We start from the raw sequence: 15,908 nt of genomic DNA, 5'->3' as shown, positions 1-15,908 counted from the left end.
CACCGGCACTAAAATCGCCGCAATTCAGCAAGCTTCACCAACAACCCTTTCACGGTTAAATTCTCTGAAGAAATGCTATCACCCGGAAACACTGTACCAGACGGAAACATACTACCAGGTGATTTTTTGTCGACGATTGTATTTGTATAAATGAGGCTCTCATGGAAATGATGACTTTTATCGGACTCGCTGCAGCATGCTGTACCACAGCAGCCTTTATACCTCAGGTTATACAAATACTTAAAACAGGGAATGTTGATGGTATATCTCTGAGTATGTACTCAATATTTACGATGGGCGTAGCTCTCTGGCTCACCTATGCCGTTATCATTGGCGATCTGCCCATGCTGCTGGCCAATATCGTTACGCTACTACTGGCCGGCTGTGTGTTAGTCATGACATTGAAGAAACGCTCCCAGAGAAATCGTTCCTAGGTTTCGGAGCCCCCCCCTGAAAACGTAAAGGCAAGACTGAGTAGTCTTGCCTTTTTCATTTACTGAATAAAACCTGTTTAACCTTAGCTCTATCCCGATACATTTATGGTGACTGCAACCGCATTGATTCAGCTACTTTACGGTTAAAACAGAACACTCCGCTCGTTGCGAGACCTTCTGGGAAACACTACCGAATAACAAGCCTTTAAGATTACTGAGGCCGCGACGGCCCATAACAATCATGTCAGCGCCCTCTTCTTTTGCAACCTCCAGAATACAGTTTGCATAATCACCCGACTGGATAACAGATGACACATTTTTTACACCCGACTCAGTCGCTTTAGTCCGGGCACTCTTGACGATCTGCTCGCCCAGTACAGCAATGACCCGCTCCTCTGCGACAACTTCAGCAACCGGCAAATCCCGAGATGAAGCCCCCGCTACCCCAGTTAAAGCGCGACCATTGCCTGCCATATGCTCAACTTCGACCAAATGTCTTAGCTCCTCTGCAGGATGATCGTGAGTCAATACATGGACAACTGTTAACTTGGCATCAAACTTCAAAGCAAGTTCAATGGCAATGTTCAAGGCTGAGATCGCATGGTCTGAACCATCATCAGCAACAACAATATTAGATATCGACATTTTTGTTACATTCTCTCCAGCAATTATAATCCGATGGCAGAAACTTTAAGCGCTTGGCGAATACCATCGTCTTGCACAGTTAAGATCAATGAACTATTGCGCAGAAAGCCTGCCCGCTTTTCAAATAAAGTATAGCTAAAAATGCCAAATCGTAGTTCTCTGGAACTGAACATAATCAAGCTCATCCAATCCTCGAAAATTCATCAGCTATAGAACGGGGAGTAGCCACTGGAAACCAAGTATAAACAGCTGCCATTCGCTCAGACAGACAGCCGTTTTATTGACGTCCTGCATTGTCTTGATCATCGAAACTAAGGCTGGGTAAATCAGCTTTAGCAATGCAAATCAAGACAATACCGCAACAGAAAAAGAAAAATGTAGATGCCAGATAGCTCGCGGTGATTACATTTTCCATCCCTAATTCGCGGGAATAAATAATCAGCATAACTAAACAGAACAGCGAGATAACCTCGCTGACTATACCCATTACCAAAGACGCTTTTTGCAGAAAGCCCTTTTTCTTCATGGAAACCACGCAGTATCTAGATAAGGAAAGTAGCTGGGATCATACCATGCTAACGCACGACAACATTCAGAATAGGTGGAGCAAATTTGACTTATGTCGCCTCCCCAGCCGATTAGTGAATCTCAGCTTAACGATCCGGGAATACTGAAAGAGACAAATCAATCAATGTATCAGATATTCCCCCAAACGAATTAAGCACCAAAAGCCTCATCCCTTCGTTCCCATTGCCCGTACCAGCTTTTGAATCCAGCGCCATCTGCTAATCAACAATGCGGCAAAAATAAGAAAGCAGCCCAAAGCCTGCAGCCCCTGCATCCTTTCCCCAAACCAGATCAAAGCTAGTATTGCGGTCCAGATCGGCTCTAAAACCATGATTAACGCAGCGTGACTGGCGGGAGTTAATCCTTGACCATAGGTTTGCAGAAAAAAACGCAGGCTCGTGGCTATCAACGCACTCGCTAACAGCCAGCCCCAGATAGAAGTCGAAAAAGAGCTGGGCCACTCTTCCATAAATGCAGACACAGTTAGAGAAACGATACCTACAACTATCAATTGAACAGCTGTCAACATAATGGCAGGCATAGAAACAGCAGCGCGAGAAACCAGCGAAAAATGTACAGCAAATAACACCGCAGCACTCAAGAAATAGATCTGTCCAATTTCAAATTGAAAGCCACCTTCTAATGACAAACATGCCAAACCCGCAACCGCCAAAGGTATAGCAGACCAGGTACTGAGCGGTGGACGCTCACCAAAAAATAACCGCCCAACAAGTGGGACCATTACCGCTCCCAGACTGGTAATAAACGCCCCTTCTCCCATGTGGGTACCATGATGCAATCCGAGGATCCAAAAGAGCATAGCTACAGCCATCACCAAGCCTAGCTGTACACAATGTTTTATATTAGTGACGCTGGACAGTAGCGACCAATATCGATAACCAGCGAACAGGAGAACAATACCTGCCAACGAAAACCGAATGCCGATAAATAACCAGGGTGGCATCCCATCCAAAGTCTCTTTGGAGAAAATCCAACCGGATGCAGCGATGAATGTAACTAAAACCAGAGCCAGCTCTGCCCTTAATTGAGGGGATAGAAATGATGGAGATATTCGCTCGGAGAGAATAATAAATGCCTTTATTTCTGCTGCTCGATAATCTTTCGTTGGTTCTCAAAACGCTCATCCAACAGGTTTTGAACGTTCCTGGCATCATCCATCAGTTGTTTGACCTCTGTTGGAGAATAGTTCTGACCCTTAGACTGCGAACCTGAACCCGTCGTTATATTAGTCTTTCCCCGCTGATCAAAAGCTGAAGACGAGCCAGCTGCCAAATTGACAGCCCTGTTCTGGATAACGTTAGTATCAGGATCAATCAGTAACAGTTGAGCCTCCTGACCAACAGGGGGAGGAGTCGAGGAAAGCTGTGTCACGCCATTTTCATCGACCCATTTATAAATTTTGTCCTTGGTTTTAGATCCACGAGCATTTTCAGAGTCATCACTCTTATTGGTCATACCTTTTTGAGTATCAAGAGAGATATCTGGCAGCTGCAAGGAAAAATTTCGTACTTCCTCAACAATATTCGCAAAAGATAGCTTCCGGTAATCAAAAGCTAAGGTTCCGGTCTGCCAATAAACCAGATAGTTACCCGCCCCAAGAACCACCAAAACCAGTAAAACCACCTTAAAAATAAACATTTTCATAGTTCTGGACAGACACTGCCACCTGTAGCTCAAAAACGGTTAGTAACCAGATCCATTCATTGACCAATATTTCGAACCTCTGTCAGCTCATCCTTTTCATGAGTTTGTATATATATTGCCTTTGGCTCTGAACCTGTAGTTGAATACAGCACCACATGAGTTTCAGTAACCTGAATTCCGTCATCTCCAGATTTTATATACACGCCACCCGGGTAACGACCAGAAGTAGAATACCAATCAGAGTTATGCTCACGTAGCCACTGATTGAGATCAGTATACGCTTTATCGTTGGAAGTAAGGCGTAATACTTTTTCCCTGTCGTCACTAAGAACCACACTCACTTCAGGCTCTAGTTGAATATCCAGTGATTGGCTGCAACCGGCCAATACGATTAGTGATAAGATAATGAAAATCCTGCTCATTTTATTACTCATAACAGCTTTCTTAGAAATATTAGCGCCTGTACTCAGGCCGCTTATTCAGGTTAATCAACTCGCAAGCATTCCATAAGGCATCTTTATAATCAAACGGTTAAAAAATTACCGGTAGAACAAACCTGCAAGCGCGACAGACAGTAATTTAGGGCAGGTTTATCAGGACATCCATGATCAGAGTCATGTAGTGCATCCGTACATGTTCTCGATTTATCACTATTCACAACGATTCAACTTCACCTGATTACAGATCCTCAGTTCATGAGCAACAAGAAGTCAGGTTTATAGTGGTGCCTTTTTTGAGGATGCCTGAACACATACAGCACCCACACGCAGTTTCCCTCATAGTCATAACTTTTTCACATTTTTGAAGGGGTCCCTGAAACGGTACCAAGATGTCTTTCCATGTTGGGATACCCTGTATTCCTACCATTTGCAAGGAATAATAAAATCAACATGATAAGGAAAAAGTGCTATGAAAAAATAATAAGCTTCATCATAAACCTAGAAGACCAAATCCGTTTCAAATACAGAATATAAATGTTGCCCGTATGCCGTTGATCGTCAGAGAAAATATACCTAAGTGGCATTCGGATCTGCCCCAATTGACAATCACACCGTTTTATCTACAGTCTCCACCTTTAACTCGTAAGTTGTGAACTTAGTTCCCAGAAGTTCGCTCTCGTATACGCGTTTAGACATCTTCCGTAAGAACTTATATTCTGGTCGAGTATGAAGGAGATGAATAAAAACCGTTGTGTGGCCAAGCTCTTTAGCCCAAGTCAATATATCAGGAAAAACCGTCTTTCCCAGACCCCAATACCTATCCTCTATGACCACAGCAATCTCATACTTCCCATCTTCAAGCTGTATTCCGCACCACCCGGCTAGCTGTTTATCAACCCTAATAGCCCTGACCCTGCAGCCTGGAGAGGCATCCACATTAATCTTGGCCTGTATCCACTCCTTTACCTTATTAGAGTCAAACAACTCGTGATCAATTAGATGATCTCTTGTGGTTTGTTTATTTAACAAAGGTAAAAATTCTATAGGCTCTATTTCGCTGAGCTTTACGTATTCTAAGCAGTACATATAATGTTGACGTTTAACCCCCAATGCTTCAAGTGGTGTTGCGAAACGTCCGGCAGCCTTGATTTGATAATGATTGCACCTTCAACTTTTATTGGTATTGACCCACCTTTTGCAACCTAATCCTTCTGGTCCAGGCCAAACGTACCTGCCAGAGTCCGCTCTCCGTATCAGGTCTCCTTTAACACCTGTCGCCAGGAAGGTGACAACAGATTCAAAGTCTGGGTTAAAATGCAGCTGTAAGGCGTATGGCATGACAAGCCCCTGATTGCCTCCGGACAATTTCAGCTTATTCTGAATTACCACTCTCACCAGCTTGCGATTTCATCAGGGAATTACCTCATTACTAATGTATCTTCTGACCGATCCGTACAACTTTCATTGTGTTGGTACCGCCATGAACATTGACGTAATCCCCCTTGGTAATAATGACCAGATCTCCGTCTGTCACTACTTTATCGGTAATCAGTTGGTTGATTGCCTGCTGATTAACCTCATGATTGGGCATTTCAGATGGGTCGAAAGGCATTGGTTGTACCCCTCGGAATAGTGCAACACGTCGTTGCGTAGAAGCATTGGGGGTAAGTGCAAAAATAGGCAGGCCAGAACTGATTCTCGACATCAGTAAAGGAGTTTTTCCCGTTTCAGTCATACTGATAATTGCTCTTACACCCTTAAGATGATTAGCCGCATACATTGCTGCCAAACCGATGGATTCATCGATATGGGTGAATTCCTGGTACATACGGTGTTTTGACTGCCTGGTCTGAGCCTGTCTTTCCGCCCCAAGGATAACCCGAACCATCGCCTCAACAGTCTGAACCGGGTATTTACCCGCCGCTGTTTCAGCTGATAACATAACCGCGTCCGTTCCATCAAGCACCGCATTGGCCACATCAAATACTTCAGCACGGGTGGGCATCGGACTCTGAATCATGGATTCCATCATCTGAGTGGCCGTAATGACTACTTTATTAAGAGTCCTCGCCCGCTTGATGATATGCTTTTGGACACCGATCAACTCCGCATCACCGATTTCCACCCCCAGATCACCTCGCGCAACCATCACTGCATCGGAAGCCCGAATAATATCATCCAGCACGTCGGTATCTGCCACCGACTCAGCTCGCTCTATTTTGGCGATCAATCCTGCTTTGCTGCCCGTCGGCTCCAGGATGTCCCTTGCATAGTTCATATCCTCAGCGCTACGAGGAAAAGAAACAGCCAGATAATCCACACCTATTTCTGCCGCAGCCACAATGTCCCGCTTATCTTTGTCCGTCAGGGCACTGGCTGACAGTCCGCCCCCTTTACGATTGATCCCCTTGTTGTTTGACAGCACACCTCCTATTTTCACCTGGCAATGTATCTGCGGGCCCTGAACTGACTTAACTTCCAGCTCCAAGCGCCCGTCATCAAGCAACAAAATATCTCCCGGACAACTATCATCGACCAGCTCTTTGTACTCGATTCCAACTGACTCTTTGGTACCGGCGCCCATATCCATATCAGCATCAAGAATAAAACTTTGTCCAGCCTCCAGTTCGACTTTTCCTTCAGTGAATCGGGAAATACGAATCTTTGGACCTTGAAGGTCTCCCAGAACGGCAACGAACCGTCCTTCCTTCCGGGCACACTCTCGCACCCAGACAGCTCGTTGTTTATGGTCCTCTATTGTTCCGTGAGAAAAATTAAGTCTCACAACATCAACACCGGAACGAATCAGCTGTCCGATCATTTCCGGAGTGTTGCAGGAGGGGCCTAGAGTCGCAATAACTTTGGTTCTTCTCATTCTAATCACTCTGTTCAATAACTCCGAATAATAGGTTTTGGCACGGGGCCGCAGGTAATGCTGATATAGTGGGTTCGATGGACATGACTACTGTCTTCATTCTGCTATTTATAGGCGACAAGTATCAGGTTATAGAAGACAGACTATGGATATTAGCCCCTGGCCAACGCCCAAACAGCAGCAATATTACGGGCTCTCTCCCGTATATTCACTTCAGCCTTTTGCAATGCATCGTCAATAGCCATAACTCCGGGAACGACGCTAAACACCGCATCAATACCCTGTTCGTAGATCGAGCCTGAATTTCCTTCAACGGAGCCAGCCAAGGCTATGACAGGACACTTATACAGTTTAGCTCGCTTGGCCACACCAACGGGGGTTTTTCCTCGAATACTTTGACTGTCGATACGTCCTTCACCGGTAATAACCAAATCGGTATCAGCGAGCTGACTGTCGATGTCCACAGCATCAAGAACAATATCGATACCACTTTTCAGCTCCGCGTTGGTAAATGCCAGAAACCCAGCCCCCAGACCACCCGCAGCCCCGGCACCAGGGATCTGAGAAACGTTCAGATCTGTTGTCTGTCGAATCAAGTCAGAAAAATGCGCTAAATTGGCATCCAATTGCGACACCATTTGTGAGTCAGCACCTTTTTGCGGGCCAAACACGGCTGAGGCTCCCTGAGGTCCAATCAAGGGATTGTCAACATCACAAGCCACCTCAAATTTAACCTGGCTCAATCTAGGATCTAGCGCACTGGTATCAATAGCAGCCAACCGACTCAGAGCCCCACCTCCCGGTGGCAATTCCTCTCCGGCGGCATCTGATAACTTCAGTCCCAATGCCTGCATCATACCAGCTCCAGCATCATTAGTGGCACTCCCCCCCAAGCCTACAATGATATGCCTGATACCCTGGTTCATTGCTGCCATAATCAACTCACCAGTACCATAACTGGTTGCCAGCAAGGGGTTTCTATCTTCTTTAGCTACTCGCTCAAGACCTGATGCTGCCGCCATTTCAATCACTGCAGTCTGACCCCTGCCTAATGTCCCCCACTGGGCTTTAACAGCCTCTCCCATCGGTCCAGTGACACTTTCATGATGCAAAATACCTTTGGTGGCAGACACCAGCGAATCGGTCGTTCCTTCCCCACCATCCGCTACCGGCAAACAAACATAGGAGGCGTTCGGAAACACCTCACGAAACCCGCTTTCGATCGCAAAAGCTACTTGTTCTGCCGCAAGGCTTTCCTTAAACGAATCCGGTGCAATCAGTATTTTCATAACGGCTCTTTTATTAATATCTATTTTTTGCAGCTGTTCTTTTGTAGCAACCAGCTAACCATAAATTACTTAAGTAACAGATATTTAAGTAACATCTGTTGCTAATGAGTTAACAGCATAGCCGATTGCCGACACAACCCGTTGCTGACATAAAAGCTACCGAACCCCATGTAAAGCTAGCAACTGCTGCATTCTATTGACCGCCAACTCAGGGTTCTTAAGTACCCCAGCCCTATCCGCCAATCGAAAGACTTCAGAATAGTGAGAAATTGACCGGGCTGACTGCATGCCACCCGCCATAATAAAATGCTCCTGGTGACCATTAAGCCAAGCAATAAATACAACACCAGCCTTATAGTACTGAGTGGGAGATTCAAAGATTTTGCGGGACAAAGCAATGGTTGGTTCCATCAATGCACGATATTGACCAGCATCCCCTTGGGCCAACTGCTCAAGGGCTCGGGCTGCGACAGGTGCTATCGGATCAAAGATACCCAGCAACCCATGGGAGAAGTGTTCACCATCCCCTTCAACCAGCTCTGGATAATTAAAGTCATCACCTGTGAACATTTTGACATTGACTGGTAAACGTCTACGCAGTTCAAACTCGTATTCCTTCTCTAACAATGAAAGCTTGATTCCATCAATTTTGTCTTCGTTTTCTTTTATGATCGTCATGACTGTATCCATGTTCTTCGATACATCATCACTTCCCCAGTAACCACTCAGCATCGGATCAAACATCGAGCCTAACCAATGCAGAATGACAGGATAACGACACCCCTGAATGAGTTCGTTATATAGCACAATGTAGTCATCAGAGCACTTAGCCACATGAGCCAAAGCTCGCGAGGCCATCAAGATGATGCGTCCACCGGCCCCTTCAATCGCATCGATCTGCTCAATATAGGCACGTTTTACATCATCCAGCGTAATACCAGCAAAATCTACCAACTGGTCAGTGCCTGCTCCTGAGGCCAGATCAGCCCCCTCAATTCCTTTGGCAAGTTCCAGACTACGTTTAACCAATTCCAGGGAGGTAGGCCAATCCACCCCCATGCCTCGCTGAGAGGTGTCCATTGCTTCAGCAACCTTAAACCCCATCCGCCACAGGTGTTCCCGGTAGCCCAAAGTAGCATCCCAATCAATCGCAGAAGCCCCCCCCCAGGGATGACGTTCTGCTAAGGGATCAACTACCACGTGAGCAGCTGCATAGACGGCTCGATTAAAAGGAAGCTTCGGTACATAGTTACCGTAACCTGAAGATTTAAAATTGTAACGTTCCAATTTATTTTTTGTGTTAGGTAATAAAATATGCACCTTTTGTTATTCCTCTGAATTTATTGAAACAACCGCTGAAGGCATTGTAACTGAAGGGTATTAAGCTAAATTGCTTATCTATAGGTTTAAGATAGAATAGCTCAGTTGTGGGCTTGGCTTGATTTTGCTAAGCTTGAACACCGTTAGAACGTTACAACAACACTCTTTGATTTTCAAGTGGAACGATTCAGCGCAGTCAACATTACTTTACCAGGGGTCGTCGTGAGCCAAAAGAACCTAACTATCTCTGATGTGGCAAAAACCGCAGGTGTATCTAAATCGACCGTGTCTTTAGCACTACAGGACAGTCCAAAAATCAAGCCTGAAACCCGCAAGAAAGTAATGAAGGCTGCAAAGAAAATTGGTTACGTCTACAACCGAGCAGCAGCCAACCTTCGTCGTCGTTCATCAGAAATGATTGGTATGGTTATTAATGACCTGACTAATCCTTTTTTCGCCGAGCTGGCTGTATCTCTGGAACGCAGTTTCACTGATTCCGGCTATGTGGTGATGATGGCGAATACCTCAGAAGATACCCATCAACAGGACAAAGTCATACGCACCTTTTGTGAACATGGTGCAGCAGGAATTCTAATCTGTCCCGTCTTTGGCACAACACAAAGTGATTTGGATCCGCATATATCCAGAGGCGTTCCGGTTGTCAGTGTCATGAGACCCATTGATGGAGGAGAGTGCGATTACATTGCCCCGGATAACATCAACGGCACTTTAGCAGTAACACAACACCTGCTGGAGCAAGGCATGACACGCCTGGTATTTCTAGGGGGCCTCCCCCACACTCCTGTTTATCAGCAACGTCTCAATGGCTTTACTGCTGCCGTCCAAAAAGCCGGGATAAAAGCTGAAAACATTGAGGTAATTCCCTGTGCACCCACCCAGGAAGCTGCCAGCATCGCTATCGAAAAGCGCATCAAGCAGGGCGAACCGCCTCAAGGGATTGTTTGTTACAGTGATATTGTGGCGTTTGGGGCCTGCTTCGGACTGGATAGAGCAGGCCTTAAAGTTGGTCAGAATATCGCCGTAACCGGATTTGATGATGTAATGGCCTGTAGTGCCTTCAGCCCACCACTGACCAGTGTTCACGTTTTTACCGATCAACTGGCAAAACTGGCTGCAGACAGTCTGATGCAGCGTCTGAAAAATACTGATCGACCCTTTTCCAATCAGTCTGTTTTACCTAAAGTCATAGTAAGAGAGTCCTCTCGACTAGCTGTCGAAAATTAGGGAATAAAAAAGACGCTGAAGCAAAGCAGACCTTTAATGCTATATCAGCACCACAGAGGCTATTCCTATCGCAATGAATCGAAAGTGTAGTATTTCCATTTATATTCAAATTCCATAAGTGTTCAAAAATCACCAACAAACAGAAGATAACGGTATAAATAATCAGAGCCGAATCATATCCGCCGCTTTTTCTGCAATCATAATCGTCGGTGCATTGGTGTTTGAGCTGACGATCCGTGGCATCACTGAAGAATCTACAACCCTTAACCCTTCTATCCCCCTGACCCGTAAATCAGGCCCCACGACACTACGCTCATCATTGGCACCACCCATTTTACAGGCTCCCACAGGATGATAGTCGGTCTTTGAGTATCGGCGTGCGTAAGCCATTATCTGTTCATCGGTTTTTAATTCTGAACCAGGCATGGTTTCCTGTTTTATAAAGGGTTTAAAGGCAGGTTGAGACATAATTTCCCTAGCCAGTTTAAAGCCTTCAACTGACATCTTCCGATCATATTCCTCTGCCCAGTAATTTGGGTCAATCAGCGGGGTATCTGCCGGATTTGAGGTACGCAAGCGAACAGTTCCACGGCTCTTAGGTCGTAACAGGGCCGAATTCAACGTAACCCCATTGCGGATCTTTTTCAGGCCGTGCTCCAGACCGGATCCCGGTAGAAAATGGAATTGGATATCAGGAGATCTAGCCTCTGGATCAGCGTACCAGAAGCCACCACCATCACAGAGGTTGGAAGCGACAGGACCCGTATTAAACAACAGATATTGCAATCCCGCCCACGCATTCATATGTAAGGGTTTATAGCGGTCAAAACTGTAATCACCACTGCATTCGCTGACCAGAAAGACATCCATATGATCGTGGAAATTCTCACCAACAGAAGGAAGGTTATGAACGACATCAATCCCTAATGAGCGCAGGTGATCAGCAGGACCAATCCCTGATAACTGTAACAGCTTTGGTGACCCTACGGCTCCGGATGTCACCAGCACCTCCTGAGAAGCCATTGCCTGATAGACGTCTTTGCTGCCTCGCTTTGAATACTCAACACCAACGGCACGATTATTTTTTACCAGCACCCTGGTTACCACCGCTTTGGTGATAATGGTCAGATTCGATCGTTTCATTACCGGCTTTATATAACAGACGGCGGCACTACTGCGTTTTCCGTTACGGTTAGTCACCTGGTAATAGCCAAAACCATCCTGAGTCTCACCATTAAAGTCTGATGAGTAGGGAAATCCTGCCTGCTGAGCTGCACGAACAAATGTACTGGTAAGCCTATGGGGTACGGGATCGGAAATTTTCAGAGGCCCATCTGCGCCATGGTAACGATTATTCAGTCGTATATTGTCTTCCGCTCTACAGAAATAAGGCAGTACCTCTTCAAAAGACCAGCCCTCACAACCCTCTTCGTTTGCCCATTCATCGTAATCCAGTGCGTGACCTCGAGTATATACCTGAGCATTAATAGAGCTACCACCCCCCATGACTCGGCCCTGTGGATACCAGACTTCACGATCGTCCAAGTGCTTCTGCGGCACTGTCGAATAGCCCCAGGTGGCTGACTCTCCGGTCAGCTTGGCAAACCCAGCTGGCATATGGATCAACGGGTTGGAGTCAGGATTTCCAGCCTCCAGAAGTAACACCTGAACATCGGGGTTTTCACTCAACCGATTGGCCAGTACACAGCCTGCAGGGCCACCACCAGTAATTATGTAGTCGTACATTATAGAAATTCCTTAATACAGGATATGCTTGCTCTCGACCTGTCTTTTATAGGCTAATATTTGTCCGCTATAGGCTATTAATTATCCGCTATAAGCTATTAATTAGCGGCTATCGCCTGTTAATTAACGGATATCGCCTGTTAATGGGTGGCTACAACCGATTAATAGAAAGTCCACCGTCCAATTCAATGGCACTGCCGCTGGCAAAAGCCATATCACCGACAGCAAAAGGCAACAGGGCGCGACCAATATCATCTGGAATGCCCCAGCGCCTGGCTGGCACCAAACCGTCAGCGATCCGTTTGTCATATTTTCCAGACACTGCTTCCGTCATACCGGTTTGAATAATGCCGGGGCGCAACTCAAAAACGCCGATATTGTCTGCAGCAAAGCGCAAGGCAAAGCTTTTGGTCATCATCGCCAGAGCAGCCTTTGACATGCAGTAATCGGCCCTTTCCGGTGAGACCATCAAAGCGCTGACTGATGAGACGGAAATAATCGACCGATAATGGTCAGAAGGATTATCCAGCATCCACCGGGCTACCGCCTGGGAAAGAAATAGGGTCCCCCGCAAATTAACCCCAATCACATGGTCAAAGGACTCAGTAGTCAGATCTAGCAAATCTCCTCGAACCAGGGTCCCAACTCCAGCATTGTTTACCAGACAATCCAAGCCACCACCCCAGCATACGACTTGCTCAACCAGCGTTTGATGACTACTCACATCTCCGAGATCACTGGAAATATATTTAGCTCTGGCACCCAGAGTTTCACATTGAGCGATAATCTCAGTACATTTATCGGAGGAACTGCGAGCCGTAAAAGCAATATCAAATCCTGCCGCAGCAAGCCTGGTAACAATGGCCAATCCGATACCCTGGCGACCACCCGTCACTAAGGCCACTGGACGAGATTCTGTCTTAGTCTTTAGTTCATTTGAGGACGTCATTACTGCAACTCCGTAATCTTAATATGCTCAGCAACCCGCAAGGCCTGAGCAGCGATAGTTAGTGCCGGATTGACTGCTGCTGAAGTTGGCAGAAAGGAAGCATCCATCACAAAAAGATTCTTATGGTCATAGCTACGACAATAAGAATCCAAAGGTGCGCTGCCAGGATCATTACCTATTCGTACGGTACCGCACTGATGGGACGGGGTTCGACGATCAAAGGGCTGGCTGAGAAGGATAGGAAAACCTGCCGCCCGCATCAGCCTCTTCGCCTTCTTTAACAATTTGCGATGGGCGGTCATGTTGCTGCGACGCCAATCCAGAACAATACGGTCTGAACTATCAATCATCACTCGGCTATCCGGATTGGGAAGATCCTCACTCATCACATACCAATCAACCGAATGGCGCGCCACCCAATCCATGGCAAATTGTGGAGCAGCTTTTAGGTTGGCTTTCAGCATCGTGCCATCTATTTTCCCCAGCAGCTGGATATTGCCGAGTGGCCCTCCACCACTGCCATCCGAAAGGTAAAAATCGTTGATGCCCAGCGTTTTCTGATATACCGCGCTGTTACGCCTAAAAGGATTCAGAGCCAATAGCGCAGTACAATTATGATTCATAAAGTTTCGTCCCACCTGGCCAGAACTGTTAGCCAGTCCCTCGGGATTTTTATCATTACGGGATCGCAGTAAAATCGCGGCGCTGTTGATAGCTCCCGCAGAAAGCACAAATAAGGCAGCACTGATTCTGAGTACCTGACCTGAATGCACCAGTTCAACTGACTGAATTTGCTTTCCATCAGCACCGGTGTGGAAACGGCGAACACAAGCATCTGTCATCAAGGTCACATTTGGATAATCAAGTACCGGGTTCAAAGCTGCCGACTCCGCATCCATTTTTCCCGTCCCCGTATCTGGAAAAGCATCCCAGGGAGTTTTAGCCCGATCCATCCAACGGTCAATATCCAATGCCAGAGGTAGACTAAAGGGTTTAGCACCGGCTTTTGCTAGCTTGTCTCTAACCCGCGCTATGGAAGGTTCATCAGCTACCGGTTCTCCAATATATCCCTTGGCACCGGAAGGCTCACAACAGTCCTGCCCTTCCTTTCCTCTGACTTGATACAAGGTTTCTGCCTGATGATAAAAGGGCGCTAACTCCTGATAGTTAAATGGCCAGGCTGGTGATATACCTTCTTCAAACGCCAGCTCACCAAAATCCTCTTCCCGATAGCGCAACATAACGGCACCATAGAATTTGGAATTACCACCAACATAGTAATAGTTACCTGGGTTAAAGCATTGTCCGTTGCCATCCAGCCACTGCTCATCAGGACGGAATTTCTCATCAACAAAGATAGCCTTGCTGTCCCGTGCTGCACAGCTGTCTTCTAATGACTGTCCACGTTCAATCAACAATATGCGGGCACCAGTTTCCGCCAAACGATTCAACAGTGTAGCGCCACCAATACCCGAGCCGACAATGACAATATCGTATTCATTTTGAGTAGTATTTCGTTTCACAACTTCAACCTGCAAAATCCGAAAAAGCCGTTTAAATTCTTATGAAATGCATTCGCTTTATTGAATACCTGCGCCTCATTGAATACGTTCACCTGAAGCCTTATCAAAAGCAACATTGCGTGAAACATCAAAGGCAAAGCGTGCATTTTCACCCGCAGCAGCTTTTGCGCGATTTCTCATCCTGCCAACCACTTCCTGACCACCAAGTAAGGTAACGACATACATATCGGCTCCTGTAGGTTCAGTCAGATCCACCAACAGATTCGCCTCATGGACTGTTCCTTCAGTGTGATTGGCACTTTCTGGATCGGTAATAGTTTCTGGGCGCAGGCCAACTGTTATCTCCTGATCCAGATACTTGCTGATCGCCATTTCATCCCGCCCCACAGGCAACAGAAGTGGCTCGCCTGCATTTTTGGTCTCAATCTGATAACTCAGTCGACCTTCAACTTTGATAACTTTGGCAGGAACCAGATTCATAGAAGGAGACCCCATAAATCCAGCAACAAAAGTATTGACCGGGTTATCATAGATTTCTTCGGGGGTTCCGAATTGTTGTACGACACCCCCATTCATTACGGCAATTTTTGTGGCCAGTGTCATGGCTTCAATCTGGTCATGGGTGACATAGACAATAGTGGCGTCCAGGCGCTGATGCAGTAATTTGATTTCGGTTCGCATGTCTACTCGCAATTTGGCATCAAGATTGGACAAGGGTTCGTCGAACAGAAACACCTGAGGATCACGAACCAACGCTCGACCCATAGCGACCCGTTGACGCTGGCCGCCGGAGAGCTGTGAGGGTTTTCGATTTAGCAAGGGCTCAATTTGCAGCATTTTTGACACTCGCGACACCGCCGTTTCACGCTCTGGCTTTGAAACTTTACGCATCTCCAAACCGAAACTTATGTTTTGCGCTACAGTCATGTTGGGATACAAAGCGTAGGACTGGAACACCATGGCGATATCCCGCTTAGATGGGTGAACCCCTTTCATTTGTTTACCATTGATCCAGATATCACCATCTGTAATCTCATCCAACCCGGCAATCATGTTTAGCAAGGTTGATTTACCGCAGCCCGAGGGCCCCACCAATACCAGAAAGTCACCCTGACTAATTTCAATATTGATTCGTTTTAGTACTTCTACGTCATGGTAATGTTTGATGACGTTATCGATATTTAAAAAACCCATAACTGTTACCTATATT

15 protein-coding genes are annotated in these 15,908 nt (G+C 46.4%); 2 read left to right on the top strand and 13 right to left on the bottom strand.

Annotated elements, in window-relative coordinates:
- Nucleotides 1-161 precede the first annotated feature (161 nt).
- Nucleotides 162-434 carry a SemiSWEET transporter gene (locus tag BGP75_RS19525; protein ID WP_076720566.1) on the top strand — a complete coding sequence of 91 codons (273 nt, stop codon included), beginning with the start codon at nt 162-164 and terminating at the stop codon, nt 432-434.
- Between the two features lie 132 nt (nt 435-566).
- Here BGP75_RS19525 and BGP75_RS19520 read toward each other — a convergent pair whose 3' ends face one another.
- From BGP75_RS19520 to BGP75_RS19480, 9 genes are all read right to left on the bottom strand, one after another.
- Nucleotides 567-1,079: a universal stress protein gene (locus tag BGP75_RS19520; RefSeq protein ID WP_076720565.1), complete on the bottom strand. Its 513-nt coding sequence runs from the start codon at nt 1,077-1,079 to the stop codon at nt 567-569.
- 277 nt (nt 1,080-1,356) lie between these two features.
- On the bottom strand, nt 1,357-1,605 hold the full coding sequence (locus tag BGP75_RS19515; RefSeq protein ID WP_076720564.1) for a hypothetical protein: 249 nt from the start codon (nt 1,603-1,605) through the stop codon (nt 1,357-1,359).
- 207 nt (nt 1,606-1,812) lie between these two features.
- Nucleotides 1,813-2,673: a DMT family transporter gene (locus tag BGP75_RS19510; RefSeq protein ID WP_369832147.1), complete on the bottom strand. Its 861-nt coding sequence runs from the start codon at nt 2,671-2,673 to the stop codon at nt 1,813-1,815.
- A gap of 71 nt (nt 2,674-2,744) precedes the next feature.
- Complete coding sequence (locus tag BGP75_RS19505; RefSeq protein WP_158070138.1) at nt 2,745-3,305, bottom strand: DUF4124 domain-containing protein; 561 nt, start codon at nt 3,303-3,305, stop codon at nt 2,745-2,747.
- A gap of 62 nt (nt 3,306-3,367) precedes the next feature.
- Entirely contained in the window at nt 3,368-3,745 is a 378-nt protein-coding gene (locus BGP75_RS19500) for a hypothetical protein (protein WP_076720561.1), read from the bottom strand.
- Nucleotides 3,746-4,357: 612 nt separating this feature from the next.
- Nucleotides 4,358-4,837 carry a GNAT family N-acetyltransferase gene (locus tag BGP75_RS19495; RefSeq protein WP_076720560.1) on the bottom strand — a complete coding sequence of 160 codons (480 nt, stop codon included), beginning with the start codon at nt 4,835-4,837 and terminating at the stop codon, nt 4,358-4,360.
- Between the two features lie 343 nt (nt 4,838-5,180).
- A complete protein-coding gene (gene pyk / locus BGP75_RS19490) occupies nt 5,181-6,626 on the bottom strand; it encodes a pyruvate kinase (protein ID WP_076720559.1) in 1,446 nt (481 codons plus the stop codon).
- Between the two features lie 152 nt (nt 6,627-6,778).
- Entirely contained in the window at nt 6,779-7,915 is a 1,137-nt protein-coding gene (locus BGP75_RS19485) for a glycerate kinase (protein ID WP_076720558.1), read from the bottom strand.
- Between the two features lie 156 nt (nt 7,916-8,071).
- Entirely contained in the window at nt 8,072-9,235 is a 1,164-nt protein-coding gene (locus BGP75_RS19480; RefSeq protein WP_076720557.1) for a dihydrodipicolinate synthase family protein, read from the bottom strand.
- A 222-nt stretch (nt 9,236-9,457) separates the two neighbouring features.
- Here BGP75_RS19480 and BGP75_RS19475 point away from each other — a divergent pair, with 222 nt between their 5' ends.
- On the top strand, nt 9,458-10,480 hold the full coding sequence (locus BGP75_RS19475; protein WP_076720556.1) for a LacI family DNA-binding transcriptional regulator: 1,023 nt from the start codon (nt 9,458-9,460) through the stop codon (nt 10,478-10,480).
- A 162-nt stretch (nt 10,481-10,642) separates the two neighbouring features.
- Here the strand turns inward: BGP75_RS19475 and BGP75_RS19470 are convergent, their stop codons facing one another.
- From BGP75_RS19470 to BGP75_RS19455, 4 genes are all read right to left on the bottom strand, one after another.
- Nucleotides 10,643-12,226 carry a GMC family oxidoreductase gene (locus tag BGP75_RS19470; protein ID WP_076720555.1) on the bottom strand — a complete coding sequence of 528 codons (1,584 nt, stop codon included), beginning with the start codon at nt 12,224-12,226 and terminating at the stop codon, nt 10,643-10,645.
- A gap of 151 nt (nt 12,227-12,377) precedes the next feature.
- Nucleotides 12,378-13,175: a 3-ketoacyl-ACP reductase gene (locus BGP75_RS19465; RefSeq protein WP_076720554.1), complete on the bottom strand. Its 798-nt coding sequence runs from the start codon at nt 13,173-13,175 to the stop codon at nt 12,378-12,380.
- Complete coding sequence (locus BGP75_RS19460; protein WP_076720553.1) at nt 13,175-14,698, bottom strand: GMC oxidoreductase; 1,524 nt, start codon at nt 14,696-14,698, stop codon at nt 13,175-13,177. Before BGP75_RS19460 ends, BGP75_RS19465 begins: the two co-directional genes overlap by 1 nt.
- A 75-nt stretch (nt 14,699-14,773) precedes the next feature.
- The gene (locus BGP75_RS19455; protein ID WP_076720552.1) at nt 14,774-15,892 is read right to left on the bottom strand and encodes an ABC transporter ATP-binding protein; all 1,119 of its coding nucleotides are present in this window, start codon (nt 15,890-15,892) and stop codon (nt 14,774-14,776) included.
- Nucleotides 15,893-15,908 lie beyond the last annotated feature (16 nt).

Origin of the sequence: Motiliproteus sp. MSK22-1 (assembly GCF_001968815.1) — a bacterium.
In the GTDB taxonomy this organism is placed as follows: Bacteria; Pseudomonadota; Gammaproteobacteria; order Pseudomonadales; family Balneatricaceae; genus Motiliproteus.
The sequence above is the reverse complement of the archived record's forward strand: the minus strand, read 5'-3'. Positions and strand labels throughout refer to the sequence as shown.